This window comes from Parabacteroides sp. KHUB-01 (assembly GCF_056640935.1).
Genome location: NZ_CM153256.1, coordinates 2,579,230 through 2,604,642, shown reverse-complemented (window position 1 = coordinate 2,604,642; position 25,413 = coordinate 2,579,230). Strand labels below are relative to the sequence as shown.

Below are 25,413 nucleotides of genomic sequence, written 5' to 3'. Positions count from 1 at the left end.
ATAAACTTTAAACATTATGGCACAATACAAACGTATATTATTAAAGCTTAGCGGAGAGTCTCTAATGGGAGCAAAACAATATGGTATCGATGAAGTTCGTCTTAACGAATATGCATCCCAAATAAAAGAAATTGCAGAAATGGGCGTGCAAATTGGTATTGTAATTGGTGGTGGAAATATTTTCCGTGGACTTAGCGGTACTTCAAAAGGTTTTGACCGAGTAAAAGGAGACCAAATGGGAATGTTGGCAACAGTTATAAACAGCCTTGCCTTAAGTTCTGCATTAACAGCTCAAGGAGTAAAAGCAAATGTCCTGACTGCTATCCGAATGGAACCTATCGGCGAATATTACAATAAATGGCGTGCTATTGAATTGATGGAAGCTGGCCACGTTGTTATAATGTCGGCAGGAACTGGAAACCCGTTCTTCACAACTGATACAGGTTCTTCATTAAGAGGAATTGAAATAGAAGCTGACGTAATGTTAAAAGGAACTCGTGTTGACGGAATTTACACTGCAGACCCTGAGAAAGACCCGACAGCAACAAAATTTGATGAAATCACATACGATGAAGTCTTGAAACGTAACCTTAAAGTTATGGATTTAACAGCAACATGTATGTGTAAAGAAAATAACCTTCCTATCATAGTCTTTGACATGGATACAGTAGGAAATCTGAAAAAAGTTATGAACGGAGAAAATATTGGAACACTTGTTCATAATTAAACAAGATGGCAAGATAGTTAGATAAAAGTTTAAAAGGTTATATAATTTAAGTTTCGCAAGCTCAGTTTACAGATAACAAATTGACAAGGAGACAAGTCAACAAGATTTTTAGATATTAATTCTTGAAATTACAGGTGTTCTAACCTTGTCAACTTGTCTCTGATGCCTTGTTGACTTTTAAGTTAAGTAACTTGCAAAACTTGAATTATTTATAAATATATAAAAGAGAGTTTTTAAAGGAAAAGAGGTTTGCTGGAACATTATTTTCGGTATAACCTCTTTATATGTTTAGCAATATGAAAGACAACCAAAATACTTCAACACTCATATCTGTGATGCTTGCATTTTTTGTAATGGGCTTCGTAGATTTGGTTGGAATAGTAACAAATTATGTTGAAGCAGATTTCAAGATGTCAGATACATCTGCAAATCTACTTGCTGCCTCTACATTCATTTGGTTTCTTGTCCTATCTGTTCCCACAGGAATTTTAGTTAGTAATATTGGTAGAAGAAAAACCGTACTTCTAAGTTTGGGAATAACAACTTTATCATTGTTCGTTCCTCTTCTTGACTATTCTGTGGGTATGATGTTTGTATCATTTTCATTGTTAGGTATTGGAAACACCTTCATGCAAGTAGCACTTAACCCTCTTCTTTCCAATATTGTAAGACAAAGCAGAATTGTAAGTGCACTTACATTAGGTCAGTTAATAAAAGCAATAGCATCATTTCTTGCACCAATAATAGTTGCCTGGAGCGCGCTGGAGGCCAACGAATGGAGAACTGTATATGCAATATTCATGCTAGTTGCAATATCTGCAATTATAGGACTGGGATTTACTGATATTGAAGAAAGGAACTATTCTGAAACGACAACATACAAGGAATGCTTCTCTCTTCTGAAAGACAAGTTTATACTAATGACCTTTTTTGGAATAATATGTCATGTAGGTATTGATGTAGGCATAAACCTTACTATACCTAAAGTATTCATGGAAAGGCTTAATATTCCTCTTGAAGAAGCAGGATTGGCAACAAGTACATATTTTATATTCCGTACAATAGGATGTTTCACTGGAGCCTTTATCCTAATGAAAACATCAATGCGAAATGTTTTCGGAGGAAGTGTTTTATGTATGCTTGCCGGTATAATAATGTTATGTATAACAGATTCCAGTTTGTATTTATATTCAGCTGTAGCATTGGTAGGTATCGGAAATTCCAACATTTTCCCTATCATATTCGCTGAAGCTATGCATCACGAAGAATATAGGAAATATGACATTTCAAGTCTAATGATTATGGGATTATTTGGAGGTGCTGTTTTCCCATTTTTAATGGGACTTACATCTGACCAAACAAAATATCAAAGCTGGGCTTTAGGAATCTTGTTGATGGGTATTTGTTACCTTATTTTCCTATGTTTTAAGCTTAAGAGGTAAAATAAAAGGAACTCATTTTTGTTTCTTGGAAAACTTTATTACTTTTGTTAAACAAATACATTTCATATTTTTCATTGAAACATAACAAAATATCAACAAAATATTTAATTATATGGTCGACACAAAGCAGTATATTAAAGCAGCGGAAGAAAAAATGACATTCGCTATCAGTTATCTTGACGAACAATTGGCACACATCCGTGCAGGAAAAGCAAACCCAAAGATTCTTGACGGCATCCGCGTTCCTTACTATGGCAGCTTGGCTCCATTAAGCAGTGTTGCGTCTATCAATACTCCGGATGCAAAAACGATCATTATTACTCCTTGGGAAAAAAGTCTGATAAAAGAAATAGAGAAAGCTATTCTAAATTCAGAAGTTGGAATCACTCCTGAAAACAATGGTGAAATCATCCGTCTTGGTATTCCTCCATTGACTGAAGACCGTCGTCGTAATTTGGCAAAACAGTCAAAACAAGAAGCTGAAACAGCTAAGATTAGCGTAAGAAATGCTCGTCGTGATGCTATTGAAGCTCTTAAGAAGAGTGTAAAAAACGATGGTGTTCCTGAAGACGTAGAAAAAGATGCAGAAAATGAAGTTCAGAAAATACATGATAAATATATCAAGAAAATCGACGAACTTTATGCTGCTAAAGAAAAAGAAATCATGACTGTGTAAATGAAAGGACTCGTCATTAAAAATACTGGTAGCTGGTACACTGTACGTACAGAAGACGGAAAAGACATTGAAAGTAAAATCAAAGGTAATTTTCGTCTTAAAGGAATACGTACAACAAATCCTATTGCCGTAGGTGACTATGTACAGATTGAGACCAATCAGGAAGGAACGGCCTTCATAACAGAAATCGAAGACCGCAAGAACTATATTATCAGAAGGGCCTCCAATCTTTCCAAACAGTCTCACATAATCGCGGCAAATGTTGATCAGGCTATGTTGATTGTAACCGTTAATTATCCGATTACAACAACCGTATTCATTGACAGATTTCTTGCAACAGCTGAAGCTTACAGAGTTCCTGTAAAATTGGTTTTCAACAAAATTGACCGCTACAATGCTGAAGACAGGGAATATCTCGAAGGTCTTATTCACCTGTATACAACCATAGGTTATCCTTGCTCTAAGTTATGTGCACGTTCAGAAGAAGGACTTGACTTATTACGAGATGAGTTGAAAAACAAAATAACCGTACTTTCAGGTCATTCTGGTGTTGGAAAATCAACAATAATAAACAAACTGGTTCCAAACGCTAAATTGCGCACAGGAGATATTTCAGAATATCATAATAAAGGAATGCATACAACAACATTCTCAGAAATGATTTCTCTGCCTGATGGAGGTTATATCATTGACACTCCGGGAATCAAGGGCTTTGGAACCATTGATATGGAAGAAGCTGAAATATCACACTATTTCCCTGAAATTTTCAAAATATCATCTAATTGCAAATTCGGGGATTGTACTCATCGACATGAACCAGGATGTGCAGTGCTGAAAGCTGTAGAAGAACATTATATCAGTGAATCCAGATATAAAAGTTACCTCAGTATTTTGGATGATAAGGACGAAAGCAAGTACAGAGAAGATTTCTAATCGGAAAAATTGAAATCATAAACATAAAAAACGCCTCAGTTCCCAGAACTAAGGCGTTTTTTATTTATCTGCTGATATATAATACTATCGGATTATTTCAACAAAGAACATGGACACAAATTGTCTTTTTCAATATCTTTGAAATAATTATATGTACCAACTTTCATTTCAGCACAAGCAGCTTCATCACAAACAATGATTCCTTTTGGATGCAACTGCAAAGCAGTGATAGTCCACATCTGGTTTACAGCACCCTCAACAGCCTGCTGCAAAGCACGCGCCTTGTTGTGTCCGTTAACCATAATCAATACTTCCTTAGCATCAAGAACTGTACCAACACCAACAGTGACAGCAGTCTTAGGAACTTTATTAACATCATTATCAAAGAAACGAGAGTTTGCAATGATAGTATCTGTTGTCAAAGTCTTGATTCGTGTACGTGAAGCCAATGATGAACCTGGTTCGTTGAATGCGATATGACCATCAGGACCAATACCACCCAAGAACAAATCAACACCGCCAACAGCCTTCATTTTAGCTTCATAAGCAGCACATTCAGCTTCCAAATCTTCTGCATTACCGTTCAAGATATTAACATTTTCAGGTTTAATATCAATATGGCTGAAGAAGTTATTCCACATAAATGAATGATAGCTTTCCGGATGTTCTTTTGGAAGTCCTACATATTCATCCATATTGAATGTTATAACATTCTGGAAAGAAACAACTCCTTGTTTATACAGTTCTATAAGATTCTTGTACATACCAAGAGGAGAAGAACCTGTTGGCAAACCTAAAATAAATGGTTTTTCCGCTGTAGGATTTGCTTTCTTGATTTTAGCTGCTACGTAATTGGCTGCCCATTTTGACAACTGTTCGTAATTCGGTTCAATAATTAATCTCATAATACTTGTGTTTTTTTAGAAGACAGGTTTTCATAAAAAATACATGCAAACCTGTCTTCCCGATTTATAATATTTTACTTATTATTCAATTTCTCAGCCATTGCTTTTCCTAGATTCCAGCATGCTTCATATTTATCCGGCTGCAAACCTTGTTTCTGCTCAACTGGCTCACCAACAACTTCCCATTTCACCTTTTCAGCGAATGCAGTCAAACGTTTAACAGCAGCACCAGCCCATGAGAAAGAACCAAAATAACCGAAATAACGATTCTTTAGTTCTCGAAGTTCTATTTTGGAAATTAATGAATCAACTTCAGGATACAATTGGTTGCAATATGTAGGACAACCTATTATAACACCCTTATACTTAAACAAATCTTTTAGGATATAAGAAGAATGTGACTTGCTGACATTATGAACAACGATTTTCTTAACTCCATGAGCAGACAATGAAGCAGCAATAGCCTCAGCCATCTGTTCCGTATTGCCATACATGCTACCATAAACAAGAACTACTCCGTCTTCTCCTTCATAACGGCTCAGCTTATCATAGATATCAACTACTTCTGGTATATGTTTTGTCCAAACAGGACCATGAGTAGAGCAAATCATCTTTATTTCCAAGCCTGAAAGTTTCTGCAAAGCTTTCTGAACCGGACTACCATATTTGCCGACAATATTAGCATAATAACGTCGCATTTCATCCCAGATATGATCCAGAATCAATTCTGTATCCAGAACTCCGCCATCCAATGCTCCATAAGTTCCGAACGCATCAGCTGAGAATAGAATCTTATCGGTCTGGTCATATGTAACCATAACTTCTGGCCAATGCACCATTGGCGCCATATAAAAACTTAATGTATGTTTTCCTAATTCCAAAGAATCACCTTCTTTAACTTCATGAAGTCCTGTTGTGATACCATGAAAACCATTCAGCATTTCAAATGTTTTCTTGTTACCGACAATCTGTACATCCGGATACAACTGACGTAACAGACGTATGCTTCCTGCATGATCTGGCTCCATGTGATTTACAATAAGATAATCCAAAGGACGACCGTTCAAAGCATCTTCAATTTTCTTCAAGAAAGTATCGGCATAACAAACATCAACAGTATCTACAAGAACTGTTTTATCATCTACTATCAAATATGAGTTGTATGACACACCATAAGGCAATGGCCACATATTTTCAAACAATACTTTCTGACGGTCATTCACTCCTACATAATAAATTTTGTCTGCTATTTCTTTCAGTCTATACATTATATTTTGAGTTTTTGAGTTTATTAGTTTTTAAGTTTATTAGTTTTTGAAGGGACAAGTTGACAAGTTAACAAGGCTACAGAAAAACAAGCCCTCTATCTCCTTGACTACTTAACTACTTAACTCCTTGACTACTTATTTCCTTATCTCCTTTCTTCATTGCTCTCCAAACAAACCATATTCCGGCAAGCACAAAAGGAATACTAAGCAACTGTCCCATATTCAAAAGCATATCTGCTTCGAAAGCTTCCTGGTCATTTTTCATAAACTCGATAAAGAAACGAGCTCCGAAAATGCATATCATAAATACACCGAAGATAAGACCTTCTTTTTTCCATGCCTCTTTCTTGAAATATAGCCACATACAAAGGAAGAATGTCAGCAAATAGCATAATGCTTCATAAAGCTGAGTCGGATGGCTCGGCGCAGAGAATACCGGCTCTGCTCCCATTCTCCAGGCATGCAGATTCTCTATAAAACGGAATCCCCAAGGCATATCTGTCGGATGTCCATAGATTTCATGATTCATAAGATTTCCAAGACGAATCATTGCAGCGACCAAACCTGTAGGAACAACAAGCTTGTCGAAAGCCCACATCATACTCTTATGACTGACTCTCTTGGAATAGTAATAAATTGCAATAATAATACCCAAAGTACCACCATGACTGGCCAATCCACCTTCCCATATCTTCAATATTTCAACCGGATTTGCCAGATAATAACCTGGAGCATAGAACAAACAATGCCCCAAACGAGCTCCTATAACCGTTCCTAATATAGTATAAATCAGAAGTGAATCTATCCACTCCTGCTTCAGACCTTCCTGCTTCCACATCTTCTGGACAATCATATATCCTATCCAGAATCCTATGGCAAATGCCAATCCATACCAGCGAATCTCGCGTGAGCCGATTGAAAATATTGCAGGATCTGCAGTCCATGTTATAAAATCCAACATCGAAAACCAATATTAAACACAAAGACACAGAGACACAGATTTAACGTCTGCAGCTCAGTGTCTCCATGTTATTATTTAAGAAACAAAATTCTTTTTCAAAAGTTCACTTATAATTAAACCAAACGCTTAATCAAGCTTTCCTTATCACCAAACAACATATCAATAACTGGGATTTCAATCATTGTGTATGCACCTGGTTTCTGTTTCATACTTGCACGAGCCACTGCTACCAAAATCTGAGCAGTAAGTGCCGGGTTGTTGATCTTCATATCAAATTCGATCAACTGATTCTGAGTCTTTCCAGAAACACCTTTACGAACCAAGTTAACACCATGACCCATATCCAACAAGTTGTCAACACATTCCACCTGCATTACGTGAGTTTCGTCATGTGCAAAGTAGTCATCAGCCTTGATTGCTGCTGCAACTTCCTTGAAGTCATAACCATCTTTAACTTCGATATAAACCATACGGCGATGAACACCTGTTCCCAATGGAATAGTCATACTCAAAGCAGCTTTAACACCTTCGATAGCTTTAACTGCTACTGTATGTCCCATACTCATACCTGGGCCGAAGTTTGTATATGTAATTCCTTTTGGAACCATTGCTTCCAACAATGCACGAACAACAGAGTCGCTTCCCGGATCCCAACCAGCAGAAATAATTGCAACAGTATTATGAGCTTTTGCTACCTCATCCAAAGAACGGCGCAAATCAACAATTCCACCATGAATATCAAAGCTATCAACAGTGTTGATACCCAATGCCAATATTTCTTTTGCAAAATGTTCTACCTGACGAGTTGGAGTTGCCAAAACTGCAACATCTACATTCTCAAGTTTGGTAATGCTGTCAACAACAGGATATGATGCCAATTCTGCCGGAACATCATTAGGGTTGCGGCGAATTACACCTGCTACTTCAAAATCCGGAGCTGCCTCTATCGCTTCCAACACATACTTACCAATATTGCCATAACCTACAATGGCTGCTCTAATCTTCTTCATACCTTAAATATTAAATTCTATCAGTCGCAAAGGTAACTAATTTAATGTTGGCAAGATAACAGTTCAATGTTATTTTTACTTTATACGATATATATTTGTTAAATATCGACAAGATAATGTGAAAACGAGGAAACATGCTAACAAGTTGACAAGGGAACAAAGAAACAAGGAGACAAGAGTACCTTGCCTACTTGTCTCTGAAACCTTGTCAACTTCTATTCTATTTCTTCTCAAAACAAGCATCAAACGCATGAGCAGAAGGCTGGAAATCCATGCGTTTTACAAATTCGCATGATTCTCTTGCTCCATGTTCACGGTCCATTGCACTGTCTTCCCACTCAACTGACAACGGGCCTTGATAACCGATAGAATTCAACGCACGTATAATCTCCTCAAAGTTTATGCGTCCTCTGCCCAAACTGCGGAAATTCCAGTAACGGCGAGGATCACCGAATGTAACATGACCGCCAAATACTCCAACCTTCATCGGCTTATCACTCCAATATACATCTTTCATATGTACATGGAATATCCTGTCAGAGAAATTATATATGAAATCAACATAATCCACACCCTGATATCCCAAATGACTTGGGTCATAGTTGAAACCGAATGCAGGATGATAATTCAAAGCCTTCAATGCTCTTTCTGCAGAAACAGTGTCGAATGCAATTTCTGTCGGATGAACTTCCAAAGCATAACGAACTCCCAATTTCTGATATTCATCCAAAATAGGAGTGAATCTTTCAGCAAATTCACGATATCCGTCTTCTATCATCTGCTCACTTACTGGTGGAAATGAATACAGATATGCCCAAATCGGACTTCCTGTAAATCCGACAACAGTATCTACTCCAAGCATCTTAGCAGCATGTGCAGTGCGTATCAATTCTTCAGCAGCGCGAGCCTTTACTCCTTCAGGATCTCCGTCGCCCCAAATATAATCCGGAAGGATTTGCTGATGACGATGATCAATCTTGTCACATACTGCCTGACCGATAAGATGTGTTGATATTGCATACAACTCCAAATCATATTTTGCCAGCAAATCTTTTATACCTTGATAATATTCCGGTTCTGTACGACGTACGTCAACATGGTTAGGCAAACCCAGCTCTAAACCGTCATAACCGAATTCGCGCGCCTTTTGGCAAACTGTTTCGAGTGGGAGATCGCCCCACTGCAATGTATATAGTGTTACTTTACGGGACATAGATTTTTAGTTTATAAGTTTTTTAGTTTGTTAGTTTATTAGTTGACGAGGTGACAAGGTTACAGGAAATAAGATATTTCTTCTTGACTCCTTGACTACTTAACTCCTCAACTTCTTCTCTCCTACTCCTCCAACTTCAACCACTTCTCTCCTTTCTCCCCGGTTGAAACAATAGTTTCGATGAATAGCATTCCGCGTACTCCTTCTTCGGCAGAAGGGAAATCAAGAGATTCAGGAGTTGGTTGTTTTCCTTCAATCAACGCACGCAAAGCTGTTGCGAAATTTCTGTAAAGATTAGCGAAAGCTTCAAGATAACCTTCCGGATGTCCTGCCGGCACTCTGCTGTTATATGCAGAAATCGGAGAAACATAAGAATTGTTTGTTCTGAGAACTTCCATTGGTCGGTCCGGCCAACGCATATACAAAGTATTTGGTTCTTCCTGAGCCCATTCCAAAGTTCCTTTTTCGCCGAACACTCTGATACGAAGGCTATTTTCACAACCTACAGCAATCTGACTTGCCATCAGAACACCACGCGCACCGCCTTCATAACGAATAAGAGCCGCACCATCGTCGTCAAGCAAACGTCCCGGAACAAAAGTATTCAATTCGCCACATATTTCAGTTGCTTTCAATCCTGTTATATATTCAGCCAAATTAAAGGCATGAGTACCAATATCACCCATACAGCCAGCCTTTCCTGAGCGCTTAGGGTCAACACGCCACGCAGCTTGCTTATTACCTGCTGCACAGTCGTTATACAACCAGCCCTGAGGATATTCCACATAAATACGTCTGATTTTACCCAATTCTCCACGAGCCACGCGAGCACGAGCCTCTTTAACCATTGGATAACCTGTGTAAGTGTGAGTCAAAAGGAACAATTTTCCTGTTTCCTTCACTTTTGCAGCCAACTGGCGAGCCTCATCAAGAGTGAAAGTCATAGGTTTGTCCAGTGCAACATGAAAGCCTTTTTCCAAAGCCATCATTGCCGGAGCGAAGTGTACATGATTCGGAGTAACGATTGATACAAAATCCATACGGACATCTTCAGGAAGCTCAGCTTCTTTCTCAATCATTTCCTGCCATGAAGAATAAACTCTTTCAGGAGGAAGGAACAAAGCCTTACCTGTTTCTTTAGATTTCTCAGGTGTGGAACTGAAACATCCACATACCAACTCGATTTGTCCGTCCAAATTGGCAGCCATGCGATGAACAGCTCCAATGAAAGAGCCTGGTCCGCCACCAATCATACCCATTCTAATTTTTCTGCACATGATAGTATATGTTTAAGGTGAAAACTTTTTTAATGTGATTAAGTTTAGCAAGTTACTCAACCTGAAAGTTAACAAGGCTACAGAGACAAGTTGACAAGGGAAAAATAGCATTACTCCGTAATTAATTATCGGAAAAACCTTGTCAACTAGTTTTCTTGTCAACTCCTTAACTGAAAACTACACTTGTAAAACTTGAGTAACGCAATGGTCACATCATCACAAATATATACAATCCAATAATAACAACACACATTTCTCTCCAAATATTTTTCAAATTAAAATTTATTGCATTACTTTGTTATCCGCAGTTTGGTTGTTCACATATCCAACAACCAGGCTCAAATTAAACAAACATTATTAACTACAAAAAACCTGACTATGAAGTATCAGAATTATCTTCTCTCAGCAGCAATCCTGCTGCTTGGAGCTTGCAGCTCAGAAAACGAACCGTTGATTGAAAAGACTAATCAGTTGGTAAAAGTTTCATTCAATATCGAACTTGAGCCGGAAATCATTCCTTTCGGCACAAAAGCAATGCCCGGTAATCTGCCTTCAGAGCCGGAAGCAGAAAACAGCAGCTCAACAGAAAATCCTACAGAAGAACCTTCGTCCTCATTATTCAGCACTGTTGAATATGCTGTTTACGACCAGGATTTGAATCTGGTAAAACTGCAGAGCATCGACGTTGCAGAGCCAAAATCTCTTAACATCACAGATGTATTTGAAGCCGGAATATACACTTTCTGTTTCCTTGTCCATCCGTTTGAACAAGTCACAGCTGAAGGAAACATTCTTACATTTCCCGAAGAGATGAAGGAATGTTTCTATTCTTCCAAAGAATTTGAAGTGGTAGTTGGAACCGACTTCAACGAAACCATAACTCTTGACAGAATTATTTCAAAAATAGAAATTGTACCGAGAGACGAGGTTCCGGAAAAAGTAAAGTCATATCAAATTACCGCATCCGGAATATACAATTCTTTCGATATTCTGAATGGCTATGCCACGGAAACAACCGTTCCATTCTCCCGCACAGTCTCTTTCTCTGCAGAAGATTATGCTGCCGCCCAAGGCCCAAGTCATCACATATTTACATTTGTTCCACAAACAGAGCCGGGCACAATCAGCAACATCAACCTGAAAGCTTTAGATGAAAGCGGAGAGTTGCTGAGAGAGAAAACTATCACGGATGCTCCTATTTACGTAAACCGCATCACTAGATATACTGGTACATTATATAATGTAAGCAGCGACGCGTCCTTCGTATTCGAGGTTAATACGGACTGGGGAGAAACTATTGAGAATGAAATAGAAGAAGAATAAACTATTTATAAAAAAGGTGGCACGCTAACCAAGCGCGCCACCCAACCTAACCTCATTTCACAAAAGGACTAAATACCTATATATAAAATTGGGATTATATCTTCGTGCTTTTTCAAGCATATTCTTCAATATTTCTGATTCAGTCTATCACAAAAATATGATTTACTATCATAAAAGCCTAACAAAATTCGGAATACTTTTTTATGTTATTGAGCAGTATAATATAAAAAAGGACGCTTCCTTTGATTAGAAACGTCCTTTTCTGTTTTTATTATTCTGCCCTTTCACTTCTCACGAGGTTACATAATTGGGCAGATTTTTAGAACTTTTTTTATGGGAAGCTCAAGCTAGGCTTCCTACTATTACTATTATTATTAATAACTAAATTGTTCGCCCGTCACGGGTTACTTTTTAAGTTTTTGAGTTTTTTAGTTTCTAAGTTTTTTAGTTTACTTCGAAACCATAAACTCTATGTTTTCTAAGCCATGAGCTTTGAGTTGTAAGATTGAACTTACAAACTCAAAAACTCATTAACTTATAAACTTATTTTACATTTACTTTGAAGCTTTCACCTTCAACAGCAACCACTACGATACCTGCAGGTACATTGATTGTTGCGTTGTCTGATGTCAATACTTCGTTAGCTACTACCTGACCTAAGATTGTAGATACTACTACGTTCTTACCAGCAGCGTTCTTAACTACGATTGAACCGTTGTTAGCGATTACTTTAACTTCAGAAGCAACTACGCCTTCGTTTGATGTTGGAGCAGTTGTATCTTCGATTGTGAACAATTCTGCATTTTCATCGCTATTTGTCAATACCAACTGACCATTGACATTCTGAACATAACCATTTGCAGTTCTCAATGCATAATTGCCGTTATCATCAGACAAAATCTGGAATTTATATGTTGAAGGTGTATCGATTGTATCGCCATCAACAACTAATTTATCCTGTCCTTCAACACGTTTAGCATCAACAAACATTAATCGTTTAGCTTCTAGATATTCTGCAGACTCAATGATTGCGTCTCTTTCATCTACAGTAATCTTATCCAACTCACATGCTGTTGTTGCATCAGCTACAACCTGATTACCATCAACCAAATATTTACCATTTAATGAAATGAAGAAGTTTGGTGTAACATAATCTGCATTAACTGAATCAACATAGAATTTGAAGTTATCAGCAGTCAATTCTTCTGTTTCTTTTGTCAATACAGCTGCATTATTCAAATTAGTCATTGAACCACCTGCAAATGTAGAGAATGTTACATGCTTGCTTGTTGCTTCGAATGAAGGAGCAGCAACTACTGGTTCGATGGCAAATGCTTTAGCTGAAACTGCATTATTAACTCCAACTGTAGTATTATTATTAATACTCAATACATCTTGATCACTATATGCAATTACAAATCTATCTTTTGATACCTCACGAATAAAGAATGACAAAGATGTGTCATTAGGTTTATAGCTATTAGCTATATATTTACCTTCAGTTTCTAAAGTATATTTAAATGCATAACGCAATACTTCTTTCTTAACTTCTTTCTGAGTACCATCAGCAGCATAATACTTATAAGTATCCAATGTTACTTTTGTTGTATCAGCATTTGTTTTGCCTGATTCTAATACTTTAGAAATATTCCATTCAGCAGCTTGTTCTGCAAAAGGAGTTGTTTTGAAAGTATTATCTTCTAACTTCAAATATGCATCAACAACATCTGTTCCAACATATGAGAATACATCCTGAGTTCTCAAAGTATATTTCTGACCAACTACTTCTTCAAGATTCAAATAACCATTTTCTTTATTATAATCAGCAACTTCTGTCAAAGTAATTGTTTCACATCCTGAAAAATCAGAAACATTTTTGATTGCATAAGTTCCTTTACCTGCAGCTTCATACAATGCAATATTTTCAACTTTCTGTTCAGGATTCTGAATATTAACCAATGTTATAGTATTTTCATCTCCACCTGCTGTTACCAACCACTGTCCCTTTGGATAATTCAATGAAGCTTCAGATTTCTTTTCATACAAATTCACGTCAGAATCATAATCATTCAATCCCAAAGCATAAACTTTAGCATCATCTTTCTTTGTAGCTGTTACATTAACAACCAACATCTGCTTATTAGCAACTGTTGAAGCTGCAACACGTGTACCTTTACCTGCTACGATTTCTACCGGTGACTTGTGGCAATCTTCCAATCTTGAAGCGACATAAGAAACTTGATTTGCTGCATCTACTTTGTCTACCCAAATAACTTCTTCAGAATCTAAAACATTTGACTGTTTGAAGATATAACCTTCCTGATTTGCTGATGTATATGCAGTAAACTTAGCATTATCCAAGTCAATTTTGTTTGCAGTTTTAATCAACTCAGCACCTGAGATAACATCATATCTGTAGCCTGAAACAGCATCAGTAATCTGGTTGTTATCAACTTTATTTTTAGTCAAGTAAACAAATTTAGCTGCTTTAAAATCATCAGCATTAGCGATTTCACCATCAGTTGCTTTACCTGAAACCATTAATAAGAATTCTTCTCCAGACAAAGAGAATGCTGATGTTTTATCTGATACATTTGCAGCAATATCATTCTTAAGTGTAACTACAGTTAAATCTACAAATGTAGAATCACCCTGCAAAGATGTTTCACCAAAGCTTAGAGAGAAGTTTGTGCCTTCATCTTTTTTAAGATCTTGAACTGAAACCTGAGTATTGTAAGCTTCGAAAAGTGAGAAGTTGTTCTTTTGAACATAATCAGTTGATTTTAAAACAGCAGGTACATATGTGCTTGCAGATGATTTCAATCCTAAATACAATGCTTCACCTTCAACATTCATCAACTGAAGTTTACCATCAGCAGCATATTTAAACCAACGCAAAGCTGTTTCTTTTTTCGCTTCATCTTTATTGGTTTCTGCTACATAACTACCATTTTCTAGTTTAAATGCCAAATACAAGCCTTCCAAATTCTTAAAAGAATATTGACCTTGAGCATTTTTCTCTACGAACCACTGAGCATCTTCTTTAACTGATTCAGGTTTAATATCACCTTCTTGGTAAAAAGAAGCTGCAGTAAAAGCCTGCAATGCCAAACTATGAGTAGCATGAGTCGCAGCCAAATAATAAGCACGTCCTGAGACAAAATCCTTTAATTCTACTTTACGATCAGTTGAAAGCTGAGCAAAAGCTGAAGTAGCAGCCAACAGCGCAGCCACCATAAAAGTAAATTTCTTGTTCATAATCACTTTAATTTTTAGTTTATAATAATGTAAATTAAATGTCAAATTTGTGGTTATGTGGTAAGAAAAAAGGGACGTTTTTTCTTACCACATATTTGAGGTATTCGACAAATAAAATGTTTGTACTTGAAATCTTTGGTTTCGTACAGCAATTACAAGCTAAGTGATAAGAAAACAGGCTAATCGGCAAAAAAACAACAAGAAAATTTGCAGGTACGAAAGAAAGAAGTACCTTTGCAACATGATGGCTAGAAAAAACGTCCGTTTTTTCTAGCCATTTCTTATTTTAAGCAATAGATATAAGAAGAATAAACCAATCCTTAAAAACTATTTAAATTTTCATCGCATTGAAATTTAATTTCCATATATTGTGAAACTTTTTTTTCATATATTATGGAATTTAATTTTCACAATATATGAAAAAGTTTTTCCATATATTGTGAAAAAACTTTTTCAGCCTCAAAAAATCTACTGAAAATATAATTCACTGATTTACTATACATTAACAAACAACCCGTTTTATAAGTATTTTATAGTCTCATTTATTAGCCCTAATTTTACCTTTGTATATATTAACAAATACACAACGTAAAAAAACAAGTTTTTTATTTTGCTCTGCACTCGCCTTTCACTATATTTACAAATAGAATTGGTATTACGTCAAAAACATAGATAAAGTTCTATGCCAATATGACTTTAGAACTGAACAAACAAAAACCTCGGAAACATTATGGAATCAAGAATCTTATTGGGTCTGTCTGCAGCATTGTGTGGAGGACTTATTTCCTGCTCAGAAAGTGAAAAGAAAAATATTCCGGTAAATGTTATTTACATTCTTGCCGACGACTTGGGTTATGGTGATTTGGGTTGCTACGGACAACAGCTGATAAAAACTCCAAATATTGACCGCATGGCAAGCGAAGGTTTGCTGTTTACACAGAATTATGCCGGATGCTCGGTGAGCGCTCCGTCCAGATGCTCGCTGATGACGGGACTTCACACGGGGCATACACAAATTCGAGGCAACAAGGAAATAGCTCCAGAAGGACAGCAGCCGATGGCTGCTGGAACTTTCACTCTCGGACGGTTGATGAAATCTGCCGGCTACACGACGGGTATGTTCGGAAAATGGGGATTGGGAAATCCCGGCTCAGCTTCGGTTCCTAATGATATGGGATTCGATGAGTTCTATGGCTACAATTGCCAGCGACAGTCTCATTCGTTCTATCCGGACCATTTGTGGCATAACAAGGACACTGTTTATTTCCCGGAGAATGTCAACAATGCAAAGAAAACTTATTCGCAGGATTTGATTCACAAGCAGGCTCTGAAGTTTATCAATGACAATAAGGACAAGCCTTTCTTTGCTATGCTTACGTACACGCTTCCGCACGCTGAGCTGAACTTGCCGCATGATTCCATATATAATATGTATGAAAACAGTTTCAAGGAAACTCCATATATCGGAAAGTTCGAACATACTTGGGGCGGATACAACACTTCGGAAAAACCTTGTGCTTCGTTTGCCGCTATGGTTTCACGTTTGGATATGTATGTTGGAGAAGTAATGGCCGAACTTAAGAAACTTGGTTTGGAGAAGAACACTTTGGTTATATTCACCAGCGACAACGGTCCTCATGCCGAAGGTGGTGCAAAACCGGATTTCTTCAAGAGTTCCGGACCGCTTAAAGGTATAAAGAGAGATGCCTATGAAGGAGGTATAAGAGTTCCTATGATTGCCTGGTGGCCAAAGACCATAAAGGAAGGAAAAACAACAAATCATGTAACTGCTTTCTGGGATGTGATGCCGACATTGGCAGAGCTGACCGGAACAACTCTCACTGCCGAAACTGACGGTATTTCATTCCTTCCTCTTCTGAAAAACAATAAGCAGAAGGAAGAACACGATTATCTGTATTGGGAATTCCACGAAAGCAAAGGTTGGCAGGCTATAAGAGAAGGAAACTTCAAACTTATCCGACAGCCTATAAATGGAAACTCAAGATATGAGCTTTATGACTTGAGTTGCGATGTTCATGAAGATAATAATCTTGCCGGCCAATTTCCGGATAAGGTGAAGGCGATGGCGGCAAAAATGGATAGTGTCAGAACAGCTTCGGAGTATTTTGATTTTGGGAGAGAGAAGAGGCAATAAATTCTGATAAACCCCAAAGGGGAGATACTCGTTTAGCCTAGGGTGTGAACCCTAGGTTTGAAGTGATATATAAAGAAGGAGCTCTGAAGGAGCGACACAAAATTTATATTAGTGTCACTCCTTCAGTGCTCAAATTTTGGTGGATAATGATTCCTTGTCAACTTTAAATTCCATCAACTTGCGAAACCCTTCTCTCCTACTGCGCCAATGAGAATCTCAAGCTAATACCATAATTACTGTTTGAAGTCGGATAAGACGCACTTGAAACCAAAGGCTTGTTAATCTGCAAATCATAGAAAGCACGAACTGTGAGAGCACGGCTCAAACCATAATCGGCAGAGAACTGAATTGTCTTGGCTACATTTCCACTTGTTGCCTGAGTAAGCTTGTCTTCAATCTTACGGATAAGCGACTGCATCTTGCGATAAGAGAAGTCGAGACGAACTGTAAGGTCATTGCTGAAATTAGCCGTTTTTTTCATTCCAAGCACTTTGTTGAACTCAGTATATTTATATCCGATACCAACAACAAACTCGTTTGAAAGAGACTCAACAATCTGGTAAGAAGAGATGTTGAGATTCAAGTTTCTTGTCTTGCGATATTCCACTTTACCTGTAATATTGTTGAGCATAGTTGCATCAACACCAAACAACGGACTGAATCCTTCTGTTATGCTTACGGCTGAAATGTCGTAAGGAGAAGAAGGAGTTGGATTTCCGGTAAGTACATCACGTATATATCCCAAACCATCCTGTCCTGCATCAACCCAGTTAAGGAAAGAAGAGAATGAACCGACGCTGTATGTACATCTATACTGATGAAGAAGATTCATTGTCTTGAAGTATTTCTGTATAGCCGGAATCTTCATCAAACCGTTGTATGTAACATTCCAGTTCGGAAGCAGACTCTTAACAGACGGGAATGGAGTAAGTCCGACTTTCGACGGATTCTTTCCTGTATAGGCAGCAATGAAAGCTGGAATAAGGACATCGGCAGAGTTCAAACTGACCTTTCCGTTATTCGGGTTATATGGCTGACCGGCAAACGGACTTCCGGACATGAATCCTGTTCCAGGATATGATGTTCCGGCATATACAGCTTCGAGGCGAGAAGCTATTACTTCACGGTTTGCAAGGAATGTATCGAAAACTTTAGATGCGTAGTTGTTTCCTGCATTTCCTGTGCTACCGAAAGCGCTACCCAAAGCTATCGTAGTCATAGTGAAACTTCCGCCGAGGACTTCCGGAGAACCTTCATACATATATTGAATCTCTGTATTACGAGTGTCAACTCTATTAGCTGTAAGGTCAATTTTAAGACCGCTTATCGGCTCGAGATTAGCTCGGATATTAAGATTCTTTGTACTGTTGATAATTGCTGGGTTGATATTTGTTTCGCTGTTCTTAATCAGCCATCCTTTCTCATCAGCCTCTTCAATATATCTCTTGCTTACACCGCCGAAGGCAAAGCCCAAACCAGGAGCCATTCCTATTGATGAACGTGTCTGTCCGAAAATATCTCCAACTTCAGGAAGGAAGCCAGGCAACATCATTCCGTCGGTCAACGAATACTGAACATTGACACGGCGCAACATCATCAAGAAGCGAGAGCTGTGCTCAAGAATCTTATTCATTCTATCTTCAGTTTCGGACGGTCCCGGATATATCGTAAGCTTAAGATGAGCCGTATCACGGGTTGTTATCTCTACCTGCGCATAGTTCAAAGGCTTATATTTAATCTTATAAGTCTTTCCGTTCGCACCTTTTGCCACGATATGTACTTTCTTAGTGAACATTCCGTGCTGAACAACCACATTGCTGTCCATACTCAAAGTGATTTCCTTTTCGAGTTTTACCTGCTTCTTTTTCTTCTCCTGCTCTTTCTTATTTCTATTGTTACGCGAATTTGTTCGTGACGAAGCATTGAACTTCTGGTTTATTTTCTTCAGATACGGACTTTTGTTATAAAGTGTCTGAAGATTGAAAGCACCTTGCCAGTTAAGCTGACGCTGGTTCTTGATTGTATTACCAATCTGAACATCTCCTTCAATCTGAGCTCCGCGGTCCCAATTATATGAAGCATTATATGTAGCAGAACTATTGACCCAATCAAGCACAGGAATCTGCTGGAAAGGCATATTCCAGGTTACATTGAATTGCTGGTCGTATTTCATAGGTTTACCCAAATCACGGATACTCTGCTTTACTGAATCTTTCCATACCTGATACTGGTCCGGATTCAATTCTTTATTCACCTGCACATGAGGTTCCTCAATACGTGCATTTGTTCCCGAAGTAAACTGCATACTGAGGTTGTTGGTGAAATCCCAGCGTAAACTGAAAGCACGGTCCCAATAGAATTCCTGGCTGAATGAAACCGGAATCTTATTGTTTCCTCCGTTTGTAAGGTCTCTAAGCTGTATTTCATAATAATTCCTCAACATAGCAGTCTGGAAACTGATGTTAGAAGGCACATAATTAAATGCCAGCTGTTTCAGATATTTGTTGGCACCTGTGCTCTTTTTCATCTTTCCAAACGGTTTGAACGGCTTAACATACGGAGTGTATGAGTAAGCAAAATTACCGTTATAGTTTTTAGTTGTTTCGTAAGATGTTTCCGGATTCTTGAAATTGTTCTCACTATAAGAATATCCCAAAGTGAAGTTTGCCGGGTCGTAAGGCATAGGATTCTTACTCTTCACATCCACCTTAACATTATTGAACGAAACGCTCTTGATTGTTGTTCGTGTGATGGACTGCTCCTTAATTGAATCCTTCTCTGCCTTAGTCGAAGCATTATCCAAAGCGTCTTTCAGTTCTATATCCTTATCCAACGGATTATACTTAGGAGTTGTTGTCTCGTTAGAATAAGCATAATAGAACGGAATACTTACTTTAGCCTTTTCCGGGAAGAACTTTCCAAGTTCCAATGAAGTCGAAACACTGTATTGAGTGTAATCGTCAAGGCGGCGTTCGCTTACAGACTGGTCAAGCGCACCGAAACCGGCAGTTTCAATACGTCCCGCCATATTAACAGAACCAAGGTCCGACAATACCATATTCAGATTGGCATTGGCTGCCCATCCGCCCTCTTCGTTGAAATCAGTAAGACGCAACTCGTTCACCCAAACTTCCGCACTCTTTATGTCTTTAGAGTTGTTGCGGACACCAATCATAATAATCTTCACTTCTGCCAAAGAAGGATTACCGATGATTGAAATAGTGTTGCGTGTGTTGTCCGGGTCCGGTTCGGAATAAACAGTCTGGAATGTTATTCCGCTTTCACCAGTACGCTTCTTCTTATTTCGGTTCAACTTCAGATCTGTAAGACGCTCAAATGCGACATTAATCATATTCTCTTCCGGCCAAACAGTTTCCTGGTCAGACGAATTATCTGATGAATACTTTCCGTGAGGAGTTAGTCTCAATGGCACTGAATATTCATAATAGTTATTTGTATAGTCAGAACCCAAACGGATAAACACAGACAAATCGCCGGCAGAAAGTCCTGTAACGTCATTTATGAAAGATTCTGCGTGAGTAAAGAGCTGCAAACGGCCATACTGACGCATATCATAATTAGTACTCTTATATACAGCACGTGCATCTCTCGCTGCCAAATTTGTCACTTTCAAAGAAAGTGCCTGCTCGTTCTGCTGACGAAGCTGCGGCTGACTCGGGTCGCGCATACGAGTTACGCCCGGAGGCAACACGTAGTTGACCGGTGTTTTATCTGCATTCTCTTCAATATTAACTGTTGATACTTCCAATGTAGCCTCAGCTGCAGGAGCTGCATCTGCCGGCATAAGTGTACGTTCATAAGTACGCCAGTCACCTCTTACAAGTTCAAACGAACCGAAACGTAAAACAGTTGAATCTTTAAATCCTGTCATATACATTCTGAGGAAACGCATAGATTTAAAGTCGTTGATTGAACCAATCTTGCGTTCGTATTGCTTGATAGGTATCTTGAACTGATACCAGTTGACAGTTTCAGTTGTACCATTTTCCAAACGTACTGTTGAAGTCTGCTGATTAATAATATAATTCATTCCGACTTTCATATCAGAAGGACGGATAGAAACTCGATATTCATAATACTTTTCGTTTTCGTTAAGAGTATTATCCTGATTCAAGTCTTCAACATCCGGAACTGTTTTTGCAGCTGTGCTATATGCCTCAACAGATTCCTGTGAGTTACCTTCAGTTCCGTTGTAACGTTTGTAGCGTTCCAATATGCTTAACTGCTTTTCGTCATAATCTGAACCACGGAAATAGTGGAATTTATCACCTGACGGGTTGTTGATAACAGACAGCGGGTCTGCTTCCATCTTCTGAATAACATCAGCAGACAACTTCGGTCTCAATTTTTCAATGAACTCCTTATATGCAGGGAATTCCTTTTCTTCTGCTGAAGATAAACCATTCAAACCAACATCCTGAAGTTCACGAGCTCCTGCCGTATTATCGAATGCGTAAACAGTGCTCTGCTGTGTAGGAACTTTACCCCAAACTGTTGTATCAACACGACTCATATCGCCATCAACAGGCAAACCGTTTTCGAAGAATTTCTTCTCATCCTTCAATACATCTTCCGATACATCACCAAGGTTGAAATACAAATCACCACCGGAAGAAGCTGTATTATAGATAAACGGGTCCAAAAGCCAGAACTCAATATATTCGATATTTGCTGTCTCAAAATCCACCTGATCCATCTTACGCATCATACCACCCCAGCGTTTTTCCGGCTCCTGCAATGTACCGTCGGAATTAACACGGTCAGCATCCAGGTTATACGGACCACGTTCTGTCGGATAATATGCCACATTCAGGACAGACAAAAGGTTGTCCTCATTATACATCTGCTCTCTGTTAGGGAAAAGTTCTTCCATCTGTACGGCACGTACATAATGGTTTGAGAGGTCATCCTTTGTAATATGAGATGGCAAAGAGCGTGAATTTCGTCTTGTAAAGATACCGTCAATAGTGTACCAAGCCAACAAAGAACGGTTATGTCCATACGTAACATCATTTACTTTTGAGGCTTCAGGGAAACGAGCGCCAGCTCCATCTTCATATGGAGTACTTGCAAGCATCCAAGCATACGGATTCAGCAAGTCAAAGCTGCTTTGAGTTGACTCGAAATCATCCAGATAAGAATATTCTCCGGTATATTTATTTTCATAATGTCCTGCAATAAGCTGAGCAAATTCTGCATTGAAAGCAATCTGGCTTGGCTTAGTAAGAGTAAGTAAAGGCAGCTTATCCAACATATTTGTCAGCCACTGACTTTCACCTTTATATGAAGCATTCATACCCCAAAGAGTATTCTTTACGGATTCGTCTCCCATCACAGTCTTCGTTGTCATAGGCATTTCAGACATATGCATTATGGTTGCACCCATGTTGAAGTTTGGATTGAACTGATAATTCAAATCCACACCCATAACTGTCTTTCGTTGCATACTGTACGTTGACTGATTCTCTAAAGATACACTGACCGGAGTTCCACTGGAAATGATACTTTCATTCAAAATGGTTACGATACCAGAAGCATAGTCAACCGTATAATCGACATTTTCAGTAAGAGTAGCACCTCCCGCTGTCACCTTAACCGAACCACGAGCCACATTGGTAGCACCAAGAACAATCTCCGCACCGGATGAAGCCTTGTACTCACCACGAAGAAGGAACTTGTTCTTCTCTGCAATCTGACGAGCATAAGTCAATGTTGAGTCATACAACTCCTGATACACATATTTATCAACAATAGCATCATTACCGATTTTCTTTCTCAAATGTTCACCGAACGGTTCAACAACCGGGAAAATAATCTTACCATTTTCTGAGAGGATTGTATAACCATCAACAAAGTCGAAGAATCCATCCGGATAAGCCTCATCTTTTGAGTCCAAACGGTCAAGGTTCATAACTCTCAGAAGAATTTCATCCTTTACATTTCCTTCAGAAAGATAATTCACATAAGTACCTGTTGTATCGCTCTGATACATAATATCCATACGGAATTTCTCCTTTTGTACGGAATAAGCGCCAAGTGAATAAACATTCTTCATCATCAAATCCCAAAAAGGCATCGATGGAGACATGTTTGTACCCTTAAGCAATTTCAAATACAAACATGATGTTGTATTCTCTGAATTATCAGTTGAAAATTCACCAACCTGGAAAACTTGTCCGCCGGCTGTAAATTCAAAAGCAACAGCCAGAACTTCGTCCGCTTGAAGTTGAGTTTTCAACGAGATATATCCCAGTTTCTCATTAAGAGTATATTCCGATTCATTCAACTTACGCGCACTTTCCACTTTCTCAAAGTCACGTCCACCTTCTAGAACAGAGCCTAATGCTTGAGTAACTTTACTTACATCACGCGCATCAGGATAATTATTAACTATTGTCCTATATAAAGTATTCGCTTCATTATTGGGATATTGAGATGTGCCTGAAGGAGAAAACATCGGATTTGAGATATGGTCACGTTCTGCCAAATCCGAGAAAGCAACAATATTACGTGCCTGATCATAATTTCCCTGTTTATTGGTAACCCAAACTTCAACCCTGTTAATAATAACAGCAGAATTTACCAACGGCAATGTCTGCATTGCCGCATCAAATTTGTCACGGAAATAATATGAAAGGAAAAAATGACGATTCTCATCATATTGGTCAACAGTAATTTCGAACGGTTGAGTTTGCACACCACCTTGAGAGTTTACAGTCTTGGATTCAGACTCCTGCTGTGCAAAAAGAGTGTTCACACGCAACTTACCAAACTGCAAATCTGCTTTCATACCGAACAACGCAGCACCACCATTAATCAATGAGTTGCTAGTTGTCATACTCACATTACCGGCTTCAATATTCTTTATAATTTCATCTTCCTCACCGGTATATGCCAATTTCAGCTGTTTTGAGTCAAAGTCGAAAGAAGTTTCAGTATTATAGTTCATACCGAAATTAACCTTCGTACCAACCTGAGCCTGAACATTAAGCTGAACAGTTTCATCGAAATTAAAGAAAGTTCGGCTGCGGGCACGTTCCGGCAACGAAGGATTATTAGTTGTCGTGTTCTTAAGTCCAAGAGAAACCTCGGCTGTTCCTTGGGTTTTCACTCTTACACCACCTGGACCAAACACCTTCTCTGCCGCACCGATATTGAACTGCATATCGGTAAGATTGAATTTCTTGTTTACCTCTTTCTCATATTCCTCGGCATTCTTCTGTCTGAAATAACTATTTAGCGACTGAACTTGGCTATACTCCATATATTCTTCAGGAGTAAGCACCATAGGAGTTCCCAGAACCATATCCCCAAGCTTGGTTTTTACGATATATGCTCCGGAACGTAAATCGTATTCAATAGTTGTAGTAATATTTTCAGGAGATTTCAAATCCGCAGGATGTTTGGAAATCAAATCCTCATAACCCTCAGGCAAAGTTTTAGCTACAGGAAAACGAGCCACCGTATCCTGGTCTTGCTCCAACGGAGCATACAAAGCCTCAGGCAATGAAAAATCCAAAGCCTTGTCGCCCTGCAATGCAGCTACTGCACCAGCAAGAAGAAGAAATAATAAAATAAATGAATATCTCTTACGATAAATCATAGACATTTGAGAGCCTCCTTAATAACACCTTCAACTTTCATATCAGGCTGTTTTTTAAGTAAAGCAGAAACAGTTTTTTGTGCTGCCTGTTTCTGAAATCCAAGCATAACCAAAGCTGCAACAGCCTCTTCTGCCACAACAGAGCGTGACGTTCCGACTTCAACTGCTGCAGAACCACGGCTTTCAGCAACTTCCAAAGTAAGTTTATTCTTCAAGTCAACCAAAACACGCTGAGCTGTTTTAAGCCCAATTCCTTTTACTGCAGTAAGAGCCCTTACATCATCCTCGGCAAACACCTGCATCAATTGAGAAGGTGTCAATGCAGAAAGAATCATACGTGCTGTATTGGGTCCGACTCCCGAAACACCAATCAATGCAACAAAGCATACTCTTTCATCCTTATCAGCAAATCCATAAAGGATATGTGTATCCTCACGTATAACTTCGTATATATATATTTTTGCTGACTTATCTCTTTGAAGCTTTGAATATGTATTCAGAGATATGAATATCTCATAACCAATCCCATTACACTCCAAGACCATTCTAGCCGGAGTGATTTCATCTATATCACCTTTTATATATTCAATCATAGTAATAATTAAGCAAAACCTGCTTATCTGATAACGCAAAGATTACAC

The 25,413-nt window shown here is 38.5% G+C and carries 15 protein-coding genes; 6 read left to right on the top strand and 9 right to left on the bottom strand.

Annotation, left to right across the window (positions count from 1 at the left end; genetic code table 11):
* Positions 1-16 precede the first annotated feature (16 nt).
* The 4 genes from pyrH to rsgA all read left to right on the top strand — a co-directional run bounded on the left by pyrH (position 17) and on the right by rsgA (position 3,778).
* Positions 17-727, top strand: coding sequence for a UMP kinase (gene pyrH, locus ACYIAR_RS11150; RefSeq protein ID WP_480329635.1), 711 nt, complete (start codon positions 17-19; stop codon positions 725-727).
* A gap of 296 nt (positions 728-1,023) precedes the next feature.
* Complete coding sequence (locus ACYIAR_RS11145) at positions 1,024-2,169, top strand: MFS transporter (protein WP_480329634.1); 1,146 nt, start codon at positions 1,024-1,026, stop codon at positions 2,167-2,169.
* A gap of 112 nt (positions 2,170-2,281) precedes the next feature.
* On the top strand, positions 2,282-2,845 hold the full coding sequence (frr, locus tag ACYIAR_RS11140) for a ribosome recycling factor (protein ID WP_480329633.1): 564 nt from the start codon (positions 2,282-2,284) through the stop codon (positions 2,843-2,845).
* Positions 2,846-3,778 (top strand): ribosome small subunit-dependent GTPase A, encoded by a 933-nt coding sequence (rsgA, locus tag ACYIAR_RS11135; protein WP_480329632.1) that lies wholly within the window; start codon positions 2,846-2,848, stop codon positions 3,776-3,778.
* Between the two features lie 92 nt (positions 3,779-3,870).
* Here the strand turns inward: rsgA and nagB are convergent, their stop codons facing one another.
* The 6 genes from nagB to ACYIAR_RS11105 form a co-directional block, all read right to left on the bottom strand.
* Positions 3,871-4,683, bottom strand: a complete 813-nt coding sequence (gene nagB / locus ACYIAR_RS11130) for a glucosamine-6-phosphate deaminase (protein WP_480329631.1) — start codon at positions 4,681-4,683, stop codon at positions 3,871-3,873.
* A gap of 74 nt (positions 4,684-4,757) precedes the next feature.
* Complete coding sequence (locus tag ACYIAR_RS11125; RefSeq protein ID WP_480329630.1) at positions 4,758-5,951, bottom strand: FprA family A-type flavoprotein; 1,194 nt, start codon at positions 5,949-5,951, stop codon at positions 4,758-4,760.
* Positions 5,952-6,066: 115 nt separating this feature from the next.
* Entirely contained in the window at positions 6,067-6,912 is an 846-nt protein-coding gene (gene lgt / locus ACYIAR_RS11120) for a prolipoprotein diacylglyceryl transferase (RefSeq protein WP_480329629.1), read from the bottom strand.
* A gap of 113 nt (positions 6,913-7,025) precedes the next feature.
* The gene (locus ACYIAR_RS11115; RefSeq protein WP_480329628.1) at positions 7,026-7,922 is read right to left on the bottom strand and encodes a diaminopimelate dehydrogenase; all 897 of its coding nucleotides are present in this window, start codon (positions 7,920-7,922) and stop codon (positions 7,026-7,028) included.
* 220 nt (positions 7,923-8,142) lie between these two features.
* The gene (locus ACYIAR_RS11110; RefSeq protein ID WP_480329627.1) at positions 8,143-9,135 is read right to left on the bottom strand and encodes a sugar phosphate isomerase/epimerase family protein; all 993 of its coding nucleotides are present in this window, start codon (positions 9,133-9,135) and stop codon (positions 8,143-8,145) included.
* A 122-nt stretch (positions 9,136-9,257) separates the two neighbouring features.
* Positions 9,258-10,412, bottom strand: coding sequence for a Gfo/Idh/MocA family protein (locus ACYIAR_RS11105; RefSeq protein ID WP_480329626.1), 1,155 nt, complete (start codon positions 10,410-10,412; stop codon positions 9,258-9,260).
* A gap of 378 nt (positions 10,413-10,790) precedes the next feature.
* On the opposite strand from ACYIAR_RS11105, the gene ACYIAR_RS11100 reads away from it, so the two are divergent.
* Positions 10,791-11,735 carry a hypothetical protein gene (locus ACYIAR_RS11100; RefSeq protein WP_480329625.1) on the top strand — a complete coding sequence of 315 codons (945 nt, stop codon included), beginning with the start codon at positions 10,791-10,793 and terminating at the stop codon, positions 11,733-11,735.
* A 543-nt stretch (positions 11,736-12,278) separates the two neighbouring features.
* Here ACYIAR_RS11100 and ACYIAR_RS11095 read toward each other — a convergent pair.
* Positions 12,279-14,993, bottom strand: a complete 2,715-nt coding sequence (locus ACYIAR_RS11095) for a DUF6383 domain-containing protein (RefSeq protein WP_480329624.1) — start codon at positions 14,991-14,993, stop codon at positions 12,279-12,281.
* A 730-nt stretch (positions 14,994-15,723) separates the two neighbouring features.
* Between ACYIAR_RS11095 and ACYIAR_RS11090 the strand changes: the two genes are divergently transcribed.
* Positions 15,724-17,148, top strand: coding sequence for an arylsulfatase (locus ACYIAR_RS11090; protein ID WP_480329623.1), 1,425 nt, complete (start codon positions 15,724-15,726; stop codon positions 17,146-17,148).
* A 196-nt stretch (positions 17,149-17,344) separates the two neighbouring features.
* On the opposite strand, the gene sov is transcribed toward ACYIAR_RS11090, so the two are convergent.
* A complete protein-coding gene (sov, locus tag ACYIAR_RS11085) occupies positions 17,345-24,772 on the bottom strand; it encodes a T9SS outer membrane translocon Sov/SprA (protein WP_480333633.1) in 7,428 nt (2,475 codons plus the stop codon).
* On the bottom strand, positions 24,769-25,365 hold the full coding sequence (gene ruvA / locus ACYIAR_RS11080; RefSeq protein ID WP_480329622.1) for a Holliday junction branch migration protein RuvA: 597 nt from the start codon (positions 25,363-25,365) through the stop codon (positions 24,769-24,771). Before ruvA ends, sov begins: the two co-directional genes overlap by 4 nt.
* Positions 25,366-25,413 lie beyond the last annotated feature (48 nt).